This is a genomic window from Chryseobacterium sp. A301 (genome assembly GCF_054489425.1).
The window spans coordinates 525,149-539,977 of the sequence record NZ_JBTMWY010000001.1 but is presented as its reverse complement, the minus strand read 5'-3'; the positions used below and the strand labels follow the sequence as shown (position 1 = coordinate 539,977).

Here is a 14,829-nt window from a genome sequence, read left to right as displayed (position 1 = left end):
AATGAAAAAGTCTTTTCTTTCAGAATCGCAAATGTCCTCCCTCGTGGAGGCCATTTGTGAGGCTGAAAACCACACCAGTGGTGAGATACGAGTCCATATTGACGCGACAACCCCAAAGGACAATGCCGCCGTGGCTTTTGCTGCTTTCACGAAACTGGGAATGCAAAATACGAAGGAGCGTAACGGCGTGCTATTTCATGTCAATTTTGAACAGAAATATCTAACCATTATTGGGGATGAAGGAATTCATGAAAAGGTAAGGCAACAATTCTGGGACAATCTCCACGACAACATCACTGCAGAATTTGCCCAGGGCCGTTTTTATGAGGCTCTAAAAGAGGCCATCTTAAAAACAGGCCAAGAACTAAAAAACTATTTCCCAATTCAGGAGGGAAATCCAAACGAACTATCCAATGAGATTACATTCTCGTAACTTTTTTACGATTCTATTTTCCTTTGCTTTTAGCGCTTTGTTATGGGCTCAATACACCGTACCCGAAAAGCCGAAAGTGCTTTACCCGGTCTATGACGAGGTGGGGATTCTTTCAAAGCAGCAGCAGGATCAATTAAACGAGAAACTCATCAAATTTGAAGACTCTACCTCCACAGAGATAGAGCTAATTATTATCCCCTCCACGAAAGGCGAAGATGTAAATTTCGTAGCCTGGCAATTTGGAGAAACTTGGAAAATCGGTAAGAAAGAAGTAGACAATGGGATTGTTCTGCTAGTCGCTGTAGACGACCGAACTCTTGCCATTCAACAAGGAAGAGCGGTGGAAAAATACCTTACGGCCGCAGTCGCAGGACAAATCATTGACTACCTTATTACCCCAAGTTTCAAAAAAGGAGATTACTACACAGGACTAGACCGAGGCACCACTGCATTAATGGAAGCGGTTCAAGGACAGTTCAAACCTATTGTAAAAGACCCTTCAAACAATGAAATGCCTGGCATGGGTCGGATCATTGTAATTTTCATTATTGTGATGCTCGTTCTGATCATTCTCTCGAAAACGGGTGGCGGAGGTGGCGGAGGCTACCGAGATGAAGATAGAGATGTCATCTTAAGCAAAAGAGGGAGAAGATCGTATCCCGGAGGATTCTTTCCTTTCCCACCGATAGGCGGTGGGGGTTTCGGAGGAGGAAGCTTTGGCGGCGGAGGCGGCTTCGGAGGTTTCGGCGGAGGAGGAAGTTTTGGTGGTGGAGGAGCCTCTGGCGGTTGGTAATCCAGACGCAATCCTCTTTCTGTCAAAATAACGAAGGTTGTTTGAGAATTTTCCCAAAACCTTTACGATTGGTACTCTTTTTTTCACTAGATTAGAGCTCCAATCTATTTTATGTGAAAAACACACTGGTTATTTTCGCTCACCCTTACTTGGAATATTCTTATTCCAATCGGGTACTAATTAATTTTTACGAAAGACATCAGCATTACGATTTTTTAGATCTCTATGAATTGTATTCCGATTTTCACATTTCTGCATTTAAAGAACGAAAGCGCCTTGCACACTACGAGCGTTTTGTTTTTCACTTTCCAATTATTTGGTTTGGTATTCCTCCTCTGCTACGCCTTTGGTTAGACGAAGTCTTAGACCCTACCTGGATAAACGCTGAGATCGAAAATCCCTTTGAAAACAAAGAGGTTTTCATCTTGACCACTACGAGAAGCAAGGAGCGGTCCTTTGGACCTTCTGGTAAACACGGCTATACGATTGAACATTTAATCAGTGGGCTTATTGTCACATTAAGAGCCTTTGAGGCGGATCTAAAACCCACCTTCATTGTTTACGAAGCCGAAAACTTAACCAAAAAAGAAATCATTCAACACAAACAAAACTTTATAAAACTCCTTACAAGTTAATGGAAACCAACATTGCAATGAACCTACTGATTTTCTTAGGAGCTGCCATCATTATGGTGCCGCTCGTACGAAAACTTGGACTGAGTTCCGTCATTGGTTATATCCTTGGCGGAGTCATTATAGGTCCTTTTGTATTGCAGTTAACAGGAAAACAAACGGACGGCATCATGCATGCCACAGAGTTTGGCGTCGTGATGCTTCTTTTCATTGTAGGACTTGAACTCGAACCTAGGAAATTCTGGTCGATGCGTAAACGCATCGTGGGACTGGGGCTCTCACAAGTCACCCTCACCATTGGACTTTTGTTTCTTGCTTTTATTTTGGCCGGTTGGCGAGTGAATCAGGCCATTGCCGTGGCCATGTGTTTTGCCCTTTCTTCCACCGCGATAGTATTGCAATTATTGCAAGAGAAAAACTTAATTAAGACCACTGTGGGGGAAGCCTCTTTTGCTACCCTTCTCTTTCAAGACATCGCCGTTATTCCCATTCTTGCCATACTTCCTTTGATTGCGAAATTTGAAATTAAAGAAGAAAACGAAGTTCAAATTTTAATTCAAAATCTACCCGAATGGATGCAAGGAGCCACCGTGATCTTAGGGGTCGTACTTCTCGTCCTCTTAGGTAAATACGTTTTTGTTCCTTTCCTAAGGTATGTGTCAAAAGCCGGAATGAGTGAACTACTAACCGCTTCGTCTCTATTTTTAGTGATTGGAGTATCTGAACTCATGGTGGCCGTTGGACTCTCCCCTGCATTGGGTGCCTTTCTTGCTGGGGTCATGCTTGCTAACAGCGAATTCCGTCATGAACTCGAAGCTCAAATCAATCCCTTTAAGGGACTTTTGTTAGCCGTCTTTTTTGTGAGCGTGGGAGCGATGATCAATTTTGCTACCATTGCAAGAGACCCCCTTTTTATCTTCTCCACGGTAGTCGTGGTACTTGCCATCAAATTATTTGTGCTTTATGCCGTGGGCAAGTTCTTTAAGATAGAGAACAAACAAAACTTTTTTTACGCGTTTGCTCTCTCTCAAGTAGGAGAATTTGCCTTTGTGCTTCTGAATTATTCTCAAAACTTATATCTTATCTCCTCTACTCTTAATTCTCAAATGATGGCCGTTACAGCCATTACGATGACCATTACCCCTCTACTGCTCATCTTTTATGAGAAAAAACTAGCGCCCAAGTTCACACCTGGAGAGTCGGATGAAAAGCCCTTTAACATTTTGGACACCAAAATACAGGATAAAAAAATCATTATTGTAGGGTTCGGACATTTTGGAAGCACCGTCGGAAGACTCCTAAGAGCAAGCAAAATTTCTGCGACGGTTTTGGATTATGATCCGGAGCGAATCAAAGTGCTTCGAAGTTTTGGTTTCAAAGTTTTCTATGGGGACGCTACGAGAATTCCGATTCTAAGAGCGGCCGGAATCGAAGAAGCGGAAATTCTCATATTGGCCCTAGACGATCCCGATTCCAATAGATTCATTGCGGAAACCGTTCGAGAACATTATCCGAAAGTGAAAATATTTGTCCGCGCTAAAAACAGATTGGATGCCTATCATTACCTCAACCACGGGATTGATCAGATTTACCGTGAAACCCTAGGAACTGCCGTGGATATGGCGGTGGATGTATTGAGTGAAACGGGCATGCGAAAATACGCAGCCCGTCGACTCGGAAAACGATTTATGAACATTGATAAACTTTCGGTTCGAAAAATTGCGAAAGAATACGAAAGCGGCGAAGGACTGAGCTTTTCTACACGGGAATCCATTCAAAGAGAAGAAGCGCTTCTCTCCTTAGACAACCTCAATTTTGATACGCACGATTGGAACGATTACGACGAAGCGGAAAATGAGAATCTTCCTTAATCCATACGAACGGATCCTCCAGAACTTACATGCCTTGTTAAGATTACATTCCCTCTTTTTAAAATGGTCACATCCCCGCTGCTACTTGCACTTGCATTGGCCCTTTGGGAAACCGACACTTTCACATCGCCACTGCTACTGGCTTTGATTGCCGCATCTTCTACGAAAAGGGACTCGGCTTTAATATCGCCTGAAGAACTTGCCTTCAACTCTGCATTCCTTGCTTTTCCACTTAGTTTAAGATCTCCCGAAGAGGAGGCTTCGGCAGTTAGGTTAATGGCCCATATTTTTCCAGAATAGTCTCCACTGCTAGAAACATCTAAAAAGAGGTCATTTGCTTCTACATCTCCCGCAATACTTCCACTGCTTGAAGCTTTCAGATTCATTCTTTCTTGCGTAAATTTACTTTGAATCACAATGTCTGCAGACGAATCCGCCGTGACCCCTGAAAGTCTATTTGTGTAAATTTTTGCTCTCACTTTGTGCGCGCCTCGAATTGAGGTTCCAGGTTTAAAGGTTATATGAAGATGATCTCCGCTTGAATCTACCAAAACTTTGTCTAAAATCGATTCCGGTGCAGAAATAACCACTCTTTGGCGATTCGATTGAATGATTTCCGCATCGATGGATGTGGAAACGCGAACGGTCTCAAAGGAAACCTTAAACGATTTTTCACTCATAGGCCCTGTGGCCGAGACTTGATCTTGGGTGACCCAATTTGAAATAACTCCCTGAGGATCTGAAGAATTACATGCATATAAAGCTTGAGAAAACAGGCAAACGATTAGAATTTTTTTCATACTATTAATTTTAAGGGTATTCAAATTTAAGATTTTGTATCTTTATCTCTTACTATTATAACACCTTACCAATGAAAAACATTACTTCATTAGTTTTAATTTCGTCGCTGGCTCTTTCGGCCACGGCTTGTAGCACAATGAAACAATCTACTTCCAGCGCAGAATCTTCTACAAATGCGCAAGATCCCAGCATGCAGAACAATCCTTTTTTAAACAAAAGCACATTGCAATACCAGGCTCCCCAGTTTGATAAAATAAAGGACGAACACTTCAAACCTGCCTTCGATTACGGACTAAAAATTCAAAAAGCAGAATACGAGGCCATTGCAAACAATTCGGAAGCGCCTACGTTTGAGAATACTGTGCTTGCGATTGAGAACAGCGGTGAGGTCTTAAAAAGAGCGCTTACGGTTTTCTACAACCTAAGCAGTGCCAACACAAACCCAACTATTCAAAAACTAGAAGAGGAGTATGCGCCTATTCTAGCAGGTCATTCCGACTTGCTTTATTTGAATGACAAAATATGGCAAAGGCTTAAAAAAGTAAGCAGTGAAGGTCTCGATAAAGAAAGTCAGCGCTTACTAGAGTATTACAAACAGAACTTCGAAATTGCCGGAGCGGATTTATCTCCTGAAAACAAAAAAGAACTTAAGGCGGTCAATGCAGAGCTTGCAACGCTTTCCACTCAATATTCTAACAAACTCTTAGCAGCAAGAAAACAGGGAGGACTATACATAACCGACGTAAAAGAGCTTGACGGTTTATCCCCAGACCAATTGGCTGCGGCGGCAAGCGATGCGAAGGCAGCAGGTCACGCTACTGGCTACCTTCTTGCTCTTCAAAACACAACGCAACAACCCATCCTGCAAAATTTAAATGTAAGAGCCACAAGAGAAAAACTTTTCAAAGCTTCTTGGCATCGTGCAGAGAAAAACGACAATGCAGACACTCGTTCTGTTTTAGAAAAAGAAGCCCTTCTGCGCCTAAAGAAAGCAAAACTAATGGGAAAAAGTTCTTTTGCAGAGTGGAAACTTCAAGACCAAATGGCAGGTTCTCCAGACAAAGCCATTAATTTACTTGCTCAGCTCGCAACTCCGGCTGTAGCGACTGCAAAACGCGAGAGAGATGAAATACAATCTCTTATTGACAAGCAGAACGGAGGCTTCAAACTCGAACCGTGGGATTGGAATTACTATGCAGAACAAGTTAGAAAGGAAAAATATGATCTTGATGAAAACGAAATCAAACCGTATTTTGAAGTACAGACGGTCCTAGAGAAAGGAGTATTCTATGCCGCAGAGCAGTTCTACGGAATTACTTTTAAAAAGCGCACCGATCTTCCCGTTTACCATCCCGACGTGGTTGTATACGAAGTCTTTGACCAAGACGGAACGTCCATGGCCATTTACTATTTGGATTTCTATACTCGTAGCAACAAGGGAGGAGGTGCTTGGATGAGCAACTTTGTGGATCAATCTCACCTACTAGGGCAAAAACCGGTCATTGTCAATGTATTCAATTACCAGAAACCGGCAGAAGGAAAACCTTCTTTAATTTCTTATGACGATGTGACCACCATGTTCCATGAATTTGGACATACACTTCACGGTCTATTTGCCAACCAACAATACGTTTCTCTTTCGGGTACAGCGACCCCAAGAGATTTTGTGGAGTTCCCTTCGCAAATCAATGAATTCTTTGCCTTAGAACCGGTCGTATTAAAGAACTACGCACTTCATTATGAAACGAAAGCGCCAATGCCTCAATCCCTTGTGGACAAAATAAAAAAGGCGAGTAGCTTCAACCAAGGATACTCTACTACAGAGCTAGTTTCTGCTGCAAGTATTGATATGGGTTGGCACTCTGTGAAAAATGAAAATGAATTTAAACCTACCCTTGAATTTGAAAAAGAAACCCTCGCTAAATTTGGGTTCAATTTAAGTGAAGTTCCTCCAAGATACCATTCTCCCTATTTCTCCCATATTTTCGGGGGCGGTTACTCCGCAGGATATTACGCATATATGTGGGCGGATATGCTAAATGCTTCGGCTTGGGACTACATTAGTACCCATGGAGGAATGACTCGTGAAAACGGGGAACGCTTTAGAAAGTACATTCTCTCGGTTGGGAATTCTACCGATCTCAACACGGCCTTTAAAGAATTTACAGGGAAAGATCCCGATCTTACTCCCCTACTAAAAAGCAAAGGGTTTATCAAATAAGTTCGAAGCGAACGAAAGAGAATTAAAAAAAAGCGGTTGTAAACAGAAAGTTTTATAACCGCTTTCTTTTTTGAAAAAGCAAAACCCTTATTCATGCAATAGAAGTTAATTTCTATTCCCAAAGGCTTTTATGTATTTTTAACCCATGAAACCTACCACGCTCTACAACCTCTACTTATTGAAGACGATTCCAATTTCCTATTTGGCTGGAGTCCGAATTAAAGCATTAGACTCAAAATCTTGCCGTTCGAGCGTAAAGCTAGGACTCTTAAACCAAAACCCTTTTCGCTCTATGTTTTGGGCCGTTCAGGGAATGGCTGCCGAGTTTTCTACCGGAATACTTTGCGCCGACAAAATCAGAAAGACAAGCCAAAAAATCTCGATGCTGGTGGTACAAAACAAAGCAGAATTCACGAAAAAAGCCGTAGGAAGAATCCATTTCTCTTGCGAGCAGGGCGAAGAAATTGAAAGTGCAATTCAACTAGCGATTAAGTCTGGTGAGGGCCAAACCCTTTGGCTCCGTTCAAAAGGAATCAATGAAAAGGGAGAGACCGTTTCTCAGTTCGAATTCCTTTGGAGTTTTAAAGTCAAAAACTAACGCTTCACTACAGGTCCAAAAAAAAGGGGCGATTCTTATAATGAACCGCCCTTTTTATTTCTACTTTTTTTCTCCTTTTAAATGGAGATCAAAATAATCCGTTACTTTTTGCATCAAATGAACCCGGTCTTTTCCGAGGACATTGTGTTTATGTCCAGGATACACAAAGTAATCCAGTTGAATTCCCTTGTCCACTGCGGCTTTAAGGAACTTAATTGAGTGCTGCCAAAGCACCACATCGTCCTGCGCTCCATGGATCATAAGTAGGTCACCTTTGAGATTCTGCACTTTGCTTGTTAGGTTCGCCTTTTTGTACCCTTCTGGATTTTGACTTGGGGAGTCCATGTATCGTTCGGTATACATGATCTCGTACCAGTTCCAATCGATCACCGGTCCACCTGCCACACCTACTTTAAACACATCCGGATAGCTAAGCATTAAATTCGTCGTCATAAACCCTCCAAAGCTCCATCCGTGCACACCCATTCTCTGCTGATCGACCTGCGGAATGGTTTTCAAAAACTCAACCCCTTTGAGTTGGTCTTTCATTTCTACTTCCCCTAAGTTTCTAAAGACGGCTCTTTCAAATTTTGCACCGCGGTTGCTTGAGCCTCGCCCGTCCATGGTAAAGACGATGTACCCATTTTGAGCCATGTATTCATACCATAAATTGCCACTTGCAGGGAAACTATTGGTCACCAATTGCAAATGGGGTCCATTGTATAGATAGACGATCACCGGATACTTCTTAGACGGGTCAAATTGGGTAGGAAGAATTAATTTTCCATACAAAGGGGTCCCGTCCTCTGCATTTAGGGTGATGTTTCGGATTTCGGGTCTTTCATAGTTCTCAAGGGGATTCTTACTCTTTACCAAAACATGGGTTTTCAGATCCGCTGTGCGAAGAACGGACACGACGCGAGGGGTCTCGCTATTCGAATAAGAATCGTATAAGAGCGCGCCGTCTGCACTTAACTTTCCACTGTGCATTCCAGGCTGACGAGTTAGCTGCTCCACTTTCCTTGTTTTGTAGTTGAGGCGATACAACTGTCTTTCCAGCGGTGACTTTTCCGTTGAACTATAGTAAATTTCATTTTTCTTTTCATTGAAGCCGAGGAGTTCTGTGATGATAAAATCGCCCTGCGTTAAAGCTCCTACTAGGCCTTTGTCCACATTGTAATGATACATGTGGTTGTAGCCACTTCGTTCGCTTTGCCATATAAAATCGGTATTGGAACCTGGGAAAAAGGCAAGTGGATGCTGGGGCTCTACATACTGAGCACTTTTTTCCTCAAACACTTCCTTTACAAAAGCTCCTGCCAGACTATACTGATTCATTTTTAAATGATTCTGGTCTCGATTTAAAACGCCCACGAAAATGCTTTTGGAATCGGGACTCCAAGTCACGGCCGTAAGATACTGTTCCTTGTCTCCCGGAATGTTCAAATAGGTAATTTTAGACGTATTAATATCGTAAACCCCCAGTGTGACTTCGTGTGATTTTTGACCCGCCATTGGGTACTTCATGTTTTCATTCTTGGCAGGACTTCCTGACCAATCTACAATGGGATAATCGGCGACCATCGTTTGGTCCATTCGGTAAAAGGCAATTTTCTGCTGATCTGGGGAAACAAAAATCCCTCTGTCAATACCAAACTCATTTCGGTGAACAGCTTGCCCGTAAACGACATTAGGATCTGTGCTCTGAGAAATAGCCCTAACCTCTTGTCCTTTTACATAATATAGATTTTGATCCACTGTATAAACAGCTGCGTTTTTACCTTCTAGAACCGTAATGTTTTCCGCCTTTTCAGGCACCTTGAAATAGGTGCTTCTTGTCCAACCTTTGGAAGTTTTGGTTAAAAGGGAATATTGACCCGCGTCTTTGTAATAGGCGCTCGTACTCGAAAGAAAACTCAAAGGAGGCAATCGATCTAACCGGTCTTTTCCTTGAAGGTTTTGATTCACTCTTGAAAGTGAAATTAGAGTATCGGATTTTAAAGTCCCGAAATCAGTAATCATATAGCCGCTTTTTACAGCACTTAAATAGCTTTTCGAATCCGAAGAAAAAGAAAACTGGGAGATGTTCTCCACCGCTAAATTACTGCGTAGACCACTTACGGCCTCTTCCATGGTGTATTTTTGCTTTTGAGCCGTTAGAAGAGTGGCTGAAAAGACGAAAAAGAGTGAGAGTTTTGATAGTTTCATGCGTACAAATTAAATCGATCAAATGTACTGAAAAAATAAAACCTATACCGCAAAAAGGGGCTTAATCCTTGGTCTTAGTCCATTTCTAAAGCAAGCTCTTCCCAAAGTGCCATTTGCGTCTCAAGGTCAAGTTTAAGCTTTTCGTAAGATTCAAGATCCGACTCCGAAGGATTATGGCTTGCAAATTCCGACTCTTTCTTGGCAATGGCAGCTTCCAGTTCACTAATAGCCTGTTCTGCTTTTTTGAGTTTGCCTTCCAACTGCTTTTGCTCTTTGGTCACAAAACCTCTCGGTTCTTCTTTCGGTTTCTCTGGAGCAGGAGCGGCTTTCACCTCTACTTTGCTCTCTTGCTTTTGACTGAGCTTTGCCTTTTCCATTGAGATTTCACGAATACTTTCTTTTTGACGGAATTCTAAATATTCATCTACGTTTCCTAAGAACTCCTTCATATGGCCGTCACGGAATTCAAAGATTTTATCAGCGAGTCCTTGTAAGAATTCACGGTCGTGAGAAATTACAATCAGGGTTCCCTCAAATTTATTCAAGGCTAACTTGATGATCTCTTTCGACTGAATATCAAGGTGGTTGGTCGGTTCGTCCATGATTAGGGTATTGAACGGACGTAGTAGAAGTTTACACAGTGCGAGTCTATTTCTTTCCCCTCCGGACAGCACCTGGGTTTTCTTATTCACATCTTCCCCTGAAAAAAGGAAGCTTCCAAGTAGATCTCTTACTCGAGGACGAGTCTCCTCAGTGGCGGCATCTTCCGCTTCTTGAAGCACCGTTTTCCCCGCCGTAAGAACCTCTTCCTGGTTCTGAGCAAAATACCCAATATTTACGTTGTGGCCTAAAGTCCAATCGCCTGAATAATCTTTTATATCTCCGGTTAGGATTTTTGCAAGGGTGGATTTTCCTTGTCCGTTCTGTCCGAGGAGGGCAATGCGATCTCCTCGTTCGATAAAGAAATCCACTCCATCAAAAACTTGTTTACCGTCATAGGCTTTTCCAAGGTTTTCCGCCTCAAAAATAACTTTCCCTGGCACGACACTCTGAACAAATCGAATGTTAAATTTAGAAATGTCCTCGTTGTCGATTTCAATTCGTTCGATTTTGTCTAATTTCTTAATAAGGGACTGCGCAAAAGAAGCCTTCGTGGCAGAAGCACGGAATCGATTGATATTGTCTTCCATCTGCTTTATCTCTGTATCTTGATTCTTTTTCGCCTGTTGCAGTTTTTCGCGTCTTTCTTTTCTTAGCTCTAAATACTTGGAATAATTGGCTTTGTAATCGTCTACTTTACGGTTGTTCACATCAAAAGTACGGTTGCAAACGGAAGTCATAAACTGTTTGTCGTGACTTACCAAAACAATCGCCCCATTGTAATCCTTTAGGAAGTTCTCAAGCCAAATGATACTTTCCATATCCAAGTGGTTCGTCGGCTCATCCAATAGAAGTAAATCGTTATTTTGAAGTAGAAGCTTAGCTAGTTCAATTCTCATACGCCATCCCCCGGAAAAAGTGTCCGTAATTCGAGAAAAATCATCCGCCTTGAACCCAAGTCCAAGGAGTACTTTTTCCATATCGCCTTCTAAATTGTATGCGTCGTGATGGTGCAAAAGATCGTTAAGCTCCGTCATACGAGTAATCAAATCCGTGTAGGCGTCACTTTCGTAATCGGTTCGAACCGTCATTTGATGATTCACCTCCTCAAGCTCTGCTTTCCAGAGATTTATCTGCTCAAAGGCTTGAAGAGTCTCCTCCCAAACCGTGCGGCCTTTCACAAACTCCAAATCCTGCTTTAGAAACCCAATGGTGATGGACCCTTCAGGTACCACAACTCCTTCGTAAAATTGTATCTCAGAAGATAAGATTTTTAGAAGCGTCGATTTTCCCGCACCGTTCTTCCCTACAAGACCGACCTTATCGTCGCGCTTGATGGTAAAGTTAACGTCACGGAAGAGATAATTTCCCGAATGATGAAGGCCAAGGCCCTGAACTGAAAGCATAGTAGTTAGGTAAAAAGTTTACGGGTGCAAAAGTACGAAAATTGTATGAGGAATTTGAACTCCCAATTTGAGTCTAAAAAACCCCTTTTCAGTCAACAAAAAAATCGTTTCTTTCCCTTTTTAACGTCTAGTTTTGCGCTGCGTTAGGCAAACTGAGACCGGATTCCTTTTGGGTAATCAGGCTCGCATTTTCCAATCTGAAATTCTTGGAACTTAAAAGCTCTGTAAGGAGCATCTGCATTTGTTCTTTGGCTGCCTCGGGCAAATGGGAAGCTTTTGCCGCTTCAATCACTTGAGCCTTGCTATTTCTTTGAATGTTGGCGAGATCTTCTCGGCTAAAGAGATTGAATAGCTGCTCCTCAATATTGTAATATTTGTATTCAGTCTCTGTAGAAAGAATCTCGGGCTCTGGAAAATCGATTAGTTTCACCGTCCGGGTTTCGGAGTCTAATTCCCATTTTAATTTCTCAAAATCGTACCCTACAAGGACTTTTGCTTCCACGATGACCAGCGCTCTTTTCTTCGTAGGAATGAAATTTAAAAGCTTTTTGGTTTCTTCGTAATTGTAAATCTCACTAAAATGCCCTTCCGCGGAAACGACTTTAAAAACTTTTTTTAAACTTTGCGCCACCGTATGCGAACTTTCCTTCACTACAGGAGGAGAGGATTTTAATTTCCCCACTGCCAAATACGTAATGAGACCGCCCAAGAGAAGACCTAGCACGAGCATCACTAAAATCATCACTCCCCCTTGAGCCGCACTATTCGTAGCTAGCTGATACAAGATATAACCTAGCAAAAGAACGCCTAGCACTCCTAGAGAGAGCAGTAGCATTTTGTATTTTTTTGGAATCATAAATCCTATAGTTTATTTAAAGGCGCATGCGCTTAGCCAAAAGCTACAAATTTCATGCAAATATCTTACTTTAGGAAACCAGTAGACTGCAGCCCCGAACATCCGAATGGTCAATACGACCTAAGACTTCAAAAAAGAGGTCCCTTTGTTTTCCTAAATCCTGAGTCGCAATAAAAGAGCAAGAATGCCGGTTCGCCAAGTCGATAATATTAAGTGCGCCGTTTCTATTTTCAGGCAAATACGACATAGGATCATCCAAACTGCGAATTAGAACTTTCATCCAAGGGGGGCACTGGTAGCGATTTTCTCCTAAGGAGTACGCTTGCGATAAAAGTTCACACATGGAATACTCAGAGTAGATCGATTGAATTCCAAACCCCTCTTTTAGTTGCAAAAGCAGTTCGTCTTTGGTGATTTCCACCTTTCGGCCTTTCATTCCTCCGGTTTCAATCACAACGAGGTTTTTGAGATCTAATTCCTTTATGCTCGGGTCCGATTCTAAAAAATCAAGCAGCGCAAAAGAAACTCCAAAAAGCACCACTTTTTCATTCTGTGTTTTTTGAAGGAGTTCAAGTAAAGCCTCGTGGTTGTACAGGAAATAATCATTTTCTGGCCTATTGGACCGCTTCATCAGCGCATCCACCATGTAGATGAGAGACGAATTCGACTTTTCAAGATACGAGGGCAAGAGACCTAAAATGATAAATTCGTCAGGGGGGCCTATGAAGAGTTCAAAGGACTTAAAGAGACTTTTATCGTAAAGCGCGCTTTTTGCTATATGATGACTTGATCGAACCATTTGTGTGGTTCCTGAACTTTGAAAATAGAGTTCGCTCTCAAAATTTTTATCTAAAATCGTATGGTTCTTAAACATTTCGATGGGTAAAAATGGAATTTGATCCAACTTCTGGACCGCAGATACTTTCACGTTTAGAAAATCAACAAACCGCTGATAAACCTCCACGTTCTCATACTGGTACTGAAATGTTTCGAGTGCCGCCTTAAGGAAATCCGGCTTAGATTTTATGTCAAAGATTGAATCCATCTACCCTTCGAACGTTTTCAATTCAAATTCCGTTTGAAATTCTCCATAGGTAAAATACGAAATCCAATCTCCCAGATTAATATAAAGTGAGCCGCTCTGGTCTAGGTCTAAAACCATAGGCAAATGCCTATGTCCATAGACAAAATAATCATAATGCTGCGCCTTTAATTTCTCCTTGGAATAAAGGATTAAAAATTCTTTGTCCTCTCCTAAAAAAGCTTTGTCTTCTTCTCCGGAAATCATTTTGTTTTTCTGTGAAAGGTACAGCGCTATGCGCATGGCTAAGTCTGGATGAATCCATTTGAAGGCCCATTGTGCAAGCGGATTGGTGAAAAGCTTTTTCATTCGCTTATACCCTTTGTCTCCAGGTCCTAATCCATCTCCGTGAGCGAGAAGAAAGGTCCTATCCCCTATTTTGAAAATCTGTTTCTCGAAATATACTTTGGCCCCAATTTCGGTTTCAAAATAATCTTTCATCCACAAATCGTGGTTGCCAATAAAAAAATGGATTTCAACTCCTTGGTCGTGTAAATCGGCTAATTTTCCTAATACGCGAACAAAGCCTTTGGGCACGACGTGTTTCCATTCGTGCCAAAAATCAAACAAATCCCCCATTAAGAAAAGCACCTGCGCATCCGAAGAGATCTGCTCTAACCAACGAATGAATTTTTGCTCACGAACCTTGCTTTCTTTGAAGCTTGGCGCGCCAAAATGCTGATCGGAAGCAAAATAGACTTTTTTTCCGGGTAAAAGTTCAATTTCTGTCATGGTACTATCTCAAGTGCTAAGATTAGCGGTTCTCTTCAAGAAACCACTCGCCGTAAGAATTCTCTGTTTCGTGGAGTTTCAAATACGCAAGTTCTACTCCCTTAGGAAGTTCTGCGCTTATTTTTTTGGCAATTTCATAGAGCATGTTCTCGCAGGTCGGTTGGTAAGGGCAAAAAATCACCTTATGTCCTTGAGCCTGCAAATCCTCCCCCAATTGCTTGTGCGGGGAAAGTGCATTGACCAAAACTCCGTGATCCCAAGGTTCAATGATTTGTCTTTTGACAATGGCCTTAATGTCACCAAAATCAACTACCATTCCATTTTTAGCATGGTCTAAATCCTGAATGGGCTCCCCCTTCACGGTAACAAACAACTTATAAGAATGCCCATGCATGTTTTTGCATTTCCCATCGTAATTGTAAAGGACGTGGGCGGTTTCAAAACTGAACTGTTTGGTGATGCGTATCATAGCGCAAAGATAAAACTTTAAAACGAGAACTCTCTTGCCTAGTCGCCTTACTCCCTCGGGACCCATAGCAATAAGGACGAGGATGAATTTAGCAAATCGTGCTCTTTTGCAAATCAAAAATCTTGCAC

At 42.0% G+C, this 14,829-nt stretch carries 13 protein-coding genes; 6 read left to right on the top strand and 7 right to left on the bottom strand.

Annotated elements, in window-relative coordinates:
• Window position 1 precedes the first annotated feature (1 nt).
• The 4 genes from ACX3PU_RS02570 to ACX3PU_RS02555 all read left to right on the top strand — a co-directional run bounded on the left by ACX3PU_RS02570 (window position 2) and on the right by ACX3PU_RS02555 (window position 3,729).
• Window positions 2-433, top strand: coding sequence for a TPM domain-containing protein (locus ACX3PU_RS02570; protein WP_459083338.1), 432 nt, complete (start codon window positions 2-4; stop codon window positions 431-433).
• Complete coding sequence (locus ACX3PU_RS02565; protein WP_459083337.1) at window positions 414-1,226, top strand: TPM domain-containing protein; 813 nt, start codon at window positions 414-416, stop codon at window positions 1,224-1,226. Before ACX3PU_RS02570 ends, ACX3PU_RS02565 begins: the two co-directional genes overlap by 20 nt.
• Before the next feature lie 113 nt (window positions 1,227-1,339).
• Window positions 1,340-1,861 carry an NAD(P)H-dependent oxidoreductase gene (locus ACX3PU_RS02560; RefSeq protein ID WP_459083336.1) on the top strand — a complete coding sequence of 174 codons (522 nt, stop codon included), beginning with the start codon at window positions 1,340-1,342 and terminating at the stop codon, window positions 1,859-1,861.
• Window positions 1,861-3,729, top strand: coding sequence for a monovalent cation:proton antiporter-2 (CPA2) family protein (locus ACX3PU_RS02555; RefSeq protein ID WP_459083335.1), 1,869 nt, complete (start codon window positions 1,861-1,863; stop codon window positions 3,727-3,729). Before ACX3PU_RS02560 ends, ACX3PU_RS02555 begins: the two co-directional genes overlap by 1 nt.
• Here ACX3PU_RS02555 and ACX3PU_RS02550 read toward each other — a convergent pair.
• Window positions 3,726-4,529, bottom strand: coding sequence for a head GIN domain-containing protein (locus ACX3PU_RS02550; protein WP_459083334.1), 804 nt, complete (start codon window positions 4,527-4,529; stop codon window positions 3,726-3,728). The genes ACX3PU_RS02555 and ACX3PU_RS02550 overlap by 4 nt on opposite strands.
• A gap of 71 nt (window positions 4,530-4,600) precedes the next feature.
• Between ACX3PU_RS02550 and ACX3PU_RS02545 the strand changes: the two genes are divergently transcribed.
• Together ACX3PU_RS02545 and ACX3PU_RS02540 are read left to right on the top strand one after the other, a co-directional pair.
• Window positions 4,601-6,751 (top strand): M3 family metallopeptidase, encoded by a 2,151-nt coding sequence (locus ACX3PU_RS02545; protein ID WP_459083333.1) that lies wholly within the window; start codon window positions 4,601-4,603, stop codon window positions 6,749-6,751.
• Window positions 6,752-6,896: 145 nt separating this feature from the next.
• Window positions 6,897-7,349, top strand: a complete 453-nt coding sequence (locus ACX3PU_RS02540) for a DUF4442 domain-containing protein (RefSeq protein WP_459083332.1) — start codon at window positions 6,897-6,899, stop codon at window positions 7,347-7,349.
• A 60-nt stretch (window positions 7,350-7,409) separates the two neighbouring features.
• Here ACX3PU_RS02540 and ACX3PU_RS02535 read toward each other — a convergent pair whose 3' ends face one another.
• The 6 genes from ACX3PU_RS02535 to ACX3PU_RS02510 form a co-directional block, all read right to left on the bottom strand.
• Window positions 7,410-9,557 carry a S9 family peptidase gene (locus ACX3PU_RS02535; RefSeq protein ID WP_459083331.1) on the bottom strand — a complete coding sequence of 716 codons (2,148 nt, stop codon included), beginning with the start codon at window positions 9,555-9,557 and terminating at the stop codon, window positions 7,410-7,412.
• Between the two features lie 74 nt (window positions 9,558-9,631).
• On the bottom strand, window positions 9,632-11,563 hold the full coding sequence (locus ACX3PU_RS02530) for an ABC-F family ATP-binding cassette domain-containing protein (protein ID WP_459083330.1): 1,932 nt from the start codon (window positions 11,561-11,563) through the stop codon (window positions 9,632-9,634).
• 127 nt (window positions 11,564-11,690) lie between these two features.
• Complete coding sequence (locus ACX3PU_RS02525; protein WP_459083329.1) at window positions 11,691-12,419, bottom strand: DUF4230 domain-containing protein; 729 nt, start codon at window positions 12,417-12,419, stop codon at window positions 11,691-11,693.
• Window positions 12,420-12,489: 70 nt separating this feature from the next.
• Window positions 12,490-13,464: a LuxE/PaaK family acyltransferase gene (locus ACX3PU_RS02520; protein ID WP_459083328.1), complete on the bottom strand. Its 975-nt coding sequence runs from the start codon at window positions 13,462-13,464 to the stop codon at window positions 12,490-12,492.
• A complete protein-coding gene (locus ACX3PU_RS02515) occupies window positions 13,465-14,232 on the bottom strand; it encodes a UDP-2,3-diacylglucosamine diphosphatase (RefSeq protein WP_459083327.1) in 768 nt (255 codons plus the stop codon).
• Between the two features lie 22 nt (window positions 14,233-14,254).
• A complete protein-coding gene (locus ACX3PU_RS02510; RefSeq protein WP_459083326.1) occupies window positions 14,255-14,701 on the bottom strand; it encodes a 6-pyruvoyl trahydropterin synthase family protein in 447 nt (148 codons plus the stop codon).
• Window positions 14,702-14,829: the final 128 nt, after the last annotated feature.

Bases quoted from the DNA above. Each gene is read 5' to 3' on its own strand.
- ACX3PU_RS02570 (WP_459083338.1), top strand. From the start codon at position 2: ATGAAAAAGTCTTTTCTTTCAGAATCGCAAATGTCCTCCCTCGTGGAG.
- ACX3PU_RS02565 (WP_459083337.1), top strand. From the start codon at position 414: ATGAGATTACATTCTCGTAACTTTTTTACGATTCTATTTTCCTTTGCT.
- ACX3PU_RS02555 (WP_459083335.1), top strand. From the start codon at position 1,861: ATGGAAACCAACATTGCAATGAACCTACTGATTTTCTTAGGAGCTGCC.
- ACX3PU_RS02550 (WP_459083334.1), bottom strand. From the start codon at position 4,529: ATGAAAAAAATTCTAATCGTTTGCCTGTTTTCTCAAGCTTTATATGCA.
- ACX3PU_RS02545 (WP_459083333.1), top strand. From the start codon at position 4,601: ATGAAAAACATTACTTCATTAGTTTTAATTTCGTCGCTGGCTCTTTCG.
- ACX3PU_RS02540 (WP_459083332.1), top strand. From the start codon at position 6,897: ATGAAACCTACCACGCTCTACAACCTCTACTTATTGAAGACGATTCCA.
- ACX3PU_RS02535 (WP_459083331.1), bottom strand. From the start codon at position 9,557: ATGAAACTATCAAAACTCTCACTCTTTTTCGTCTTTTCAGCCACTCTT.
- ACX3PU_RS02530 (WP_459083330.1), bottom strand. From the start codon at position 11,563: ATGCTTTCAGTTCAGGGCCTTGGCCTTCATCATTCGGGAAATTATCTC.
- ACX3PU_RS02525 (WP_459083329.1), bottom strand. From the start codon at position 12,419: ATGATTCCAAAAAAATACAAAATGCTACTGCTCTCTCTAGGAGTGCTA.
- ACX3PU_RS02520 (WP_459083328.1), bottom strand. From the start codon at position 13,464: ATGGATTCAATCTTTGACATAAAATCTAAGCCGGATTTCCTTAAGGCG.
- ACX3PU_RS02515 (WP_459083327.1), bottom strand. From the start codon at position 14,232: ATGACAGAAATTGAACTTTTACCCGGAAAAAAAGTCTATTTTGCTTCC.
- ACX3PU_RS02510 (WP_459083326.1), bottom strand. From the start codon at position 14,701: ATGATACGCATCACCAAACAGTTCAGTTTTGAAACCGCCCACGTCCTT.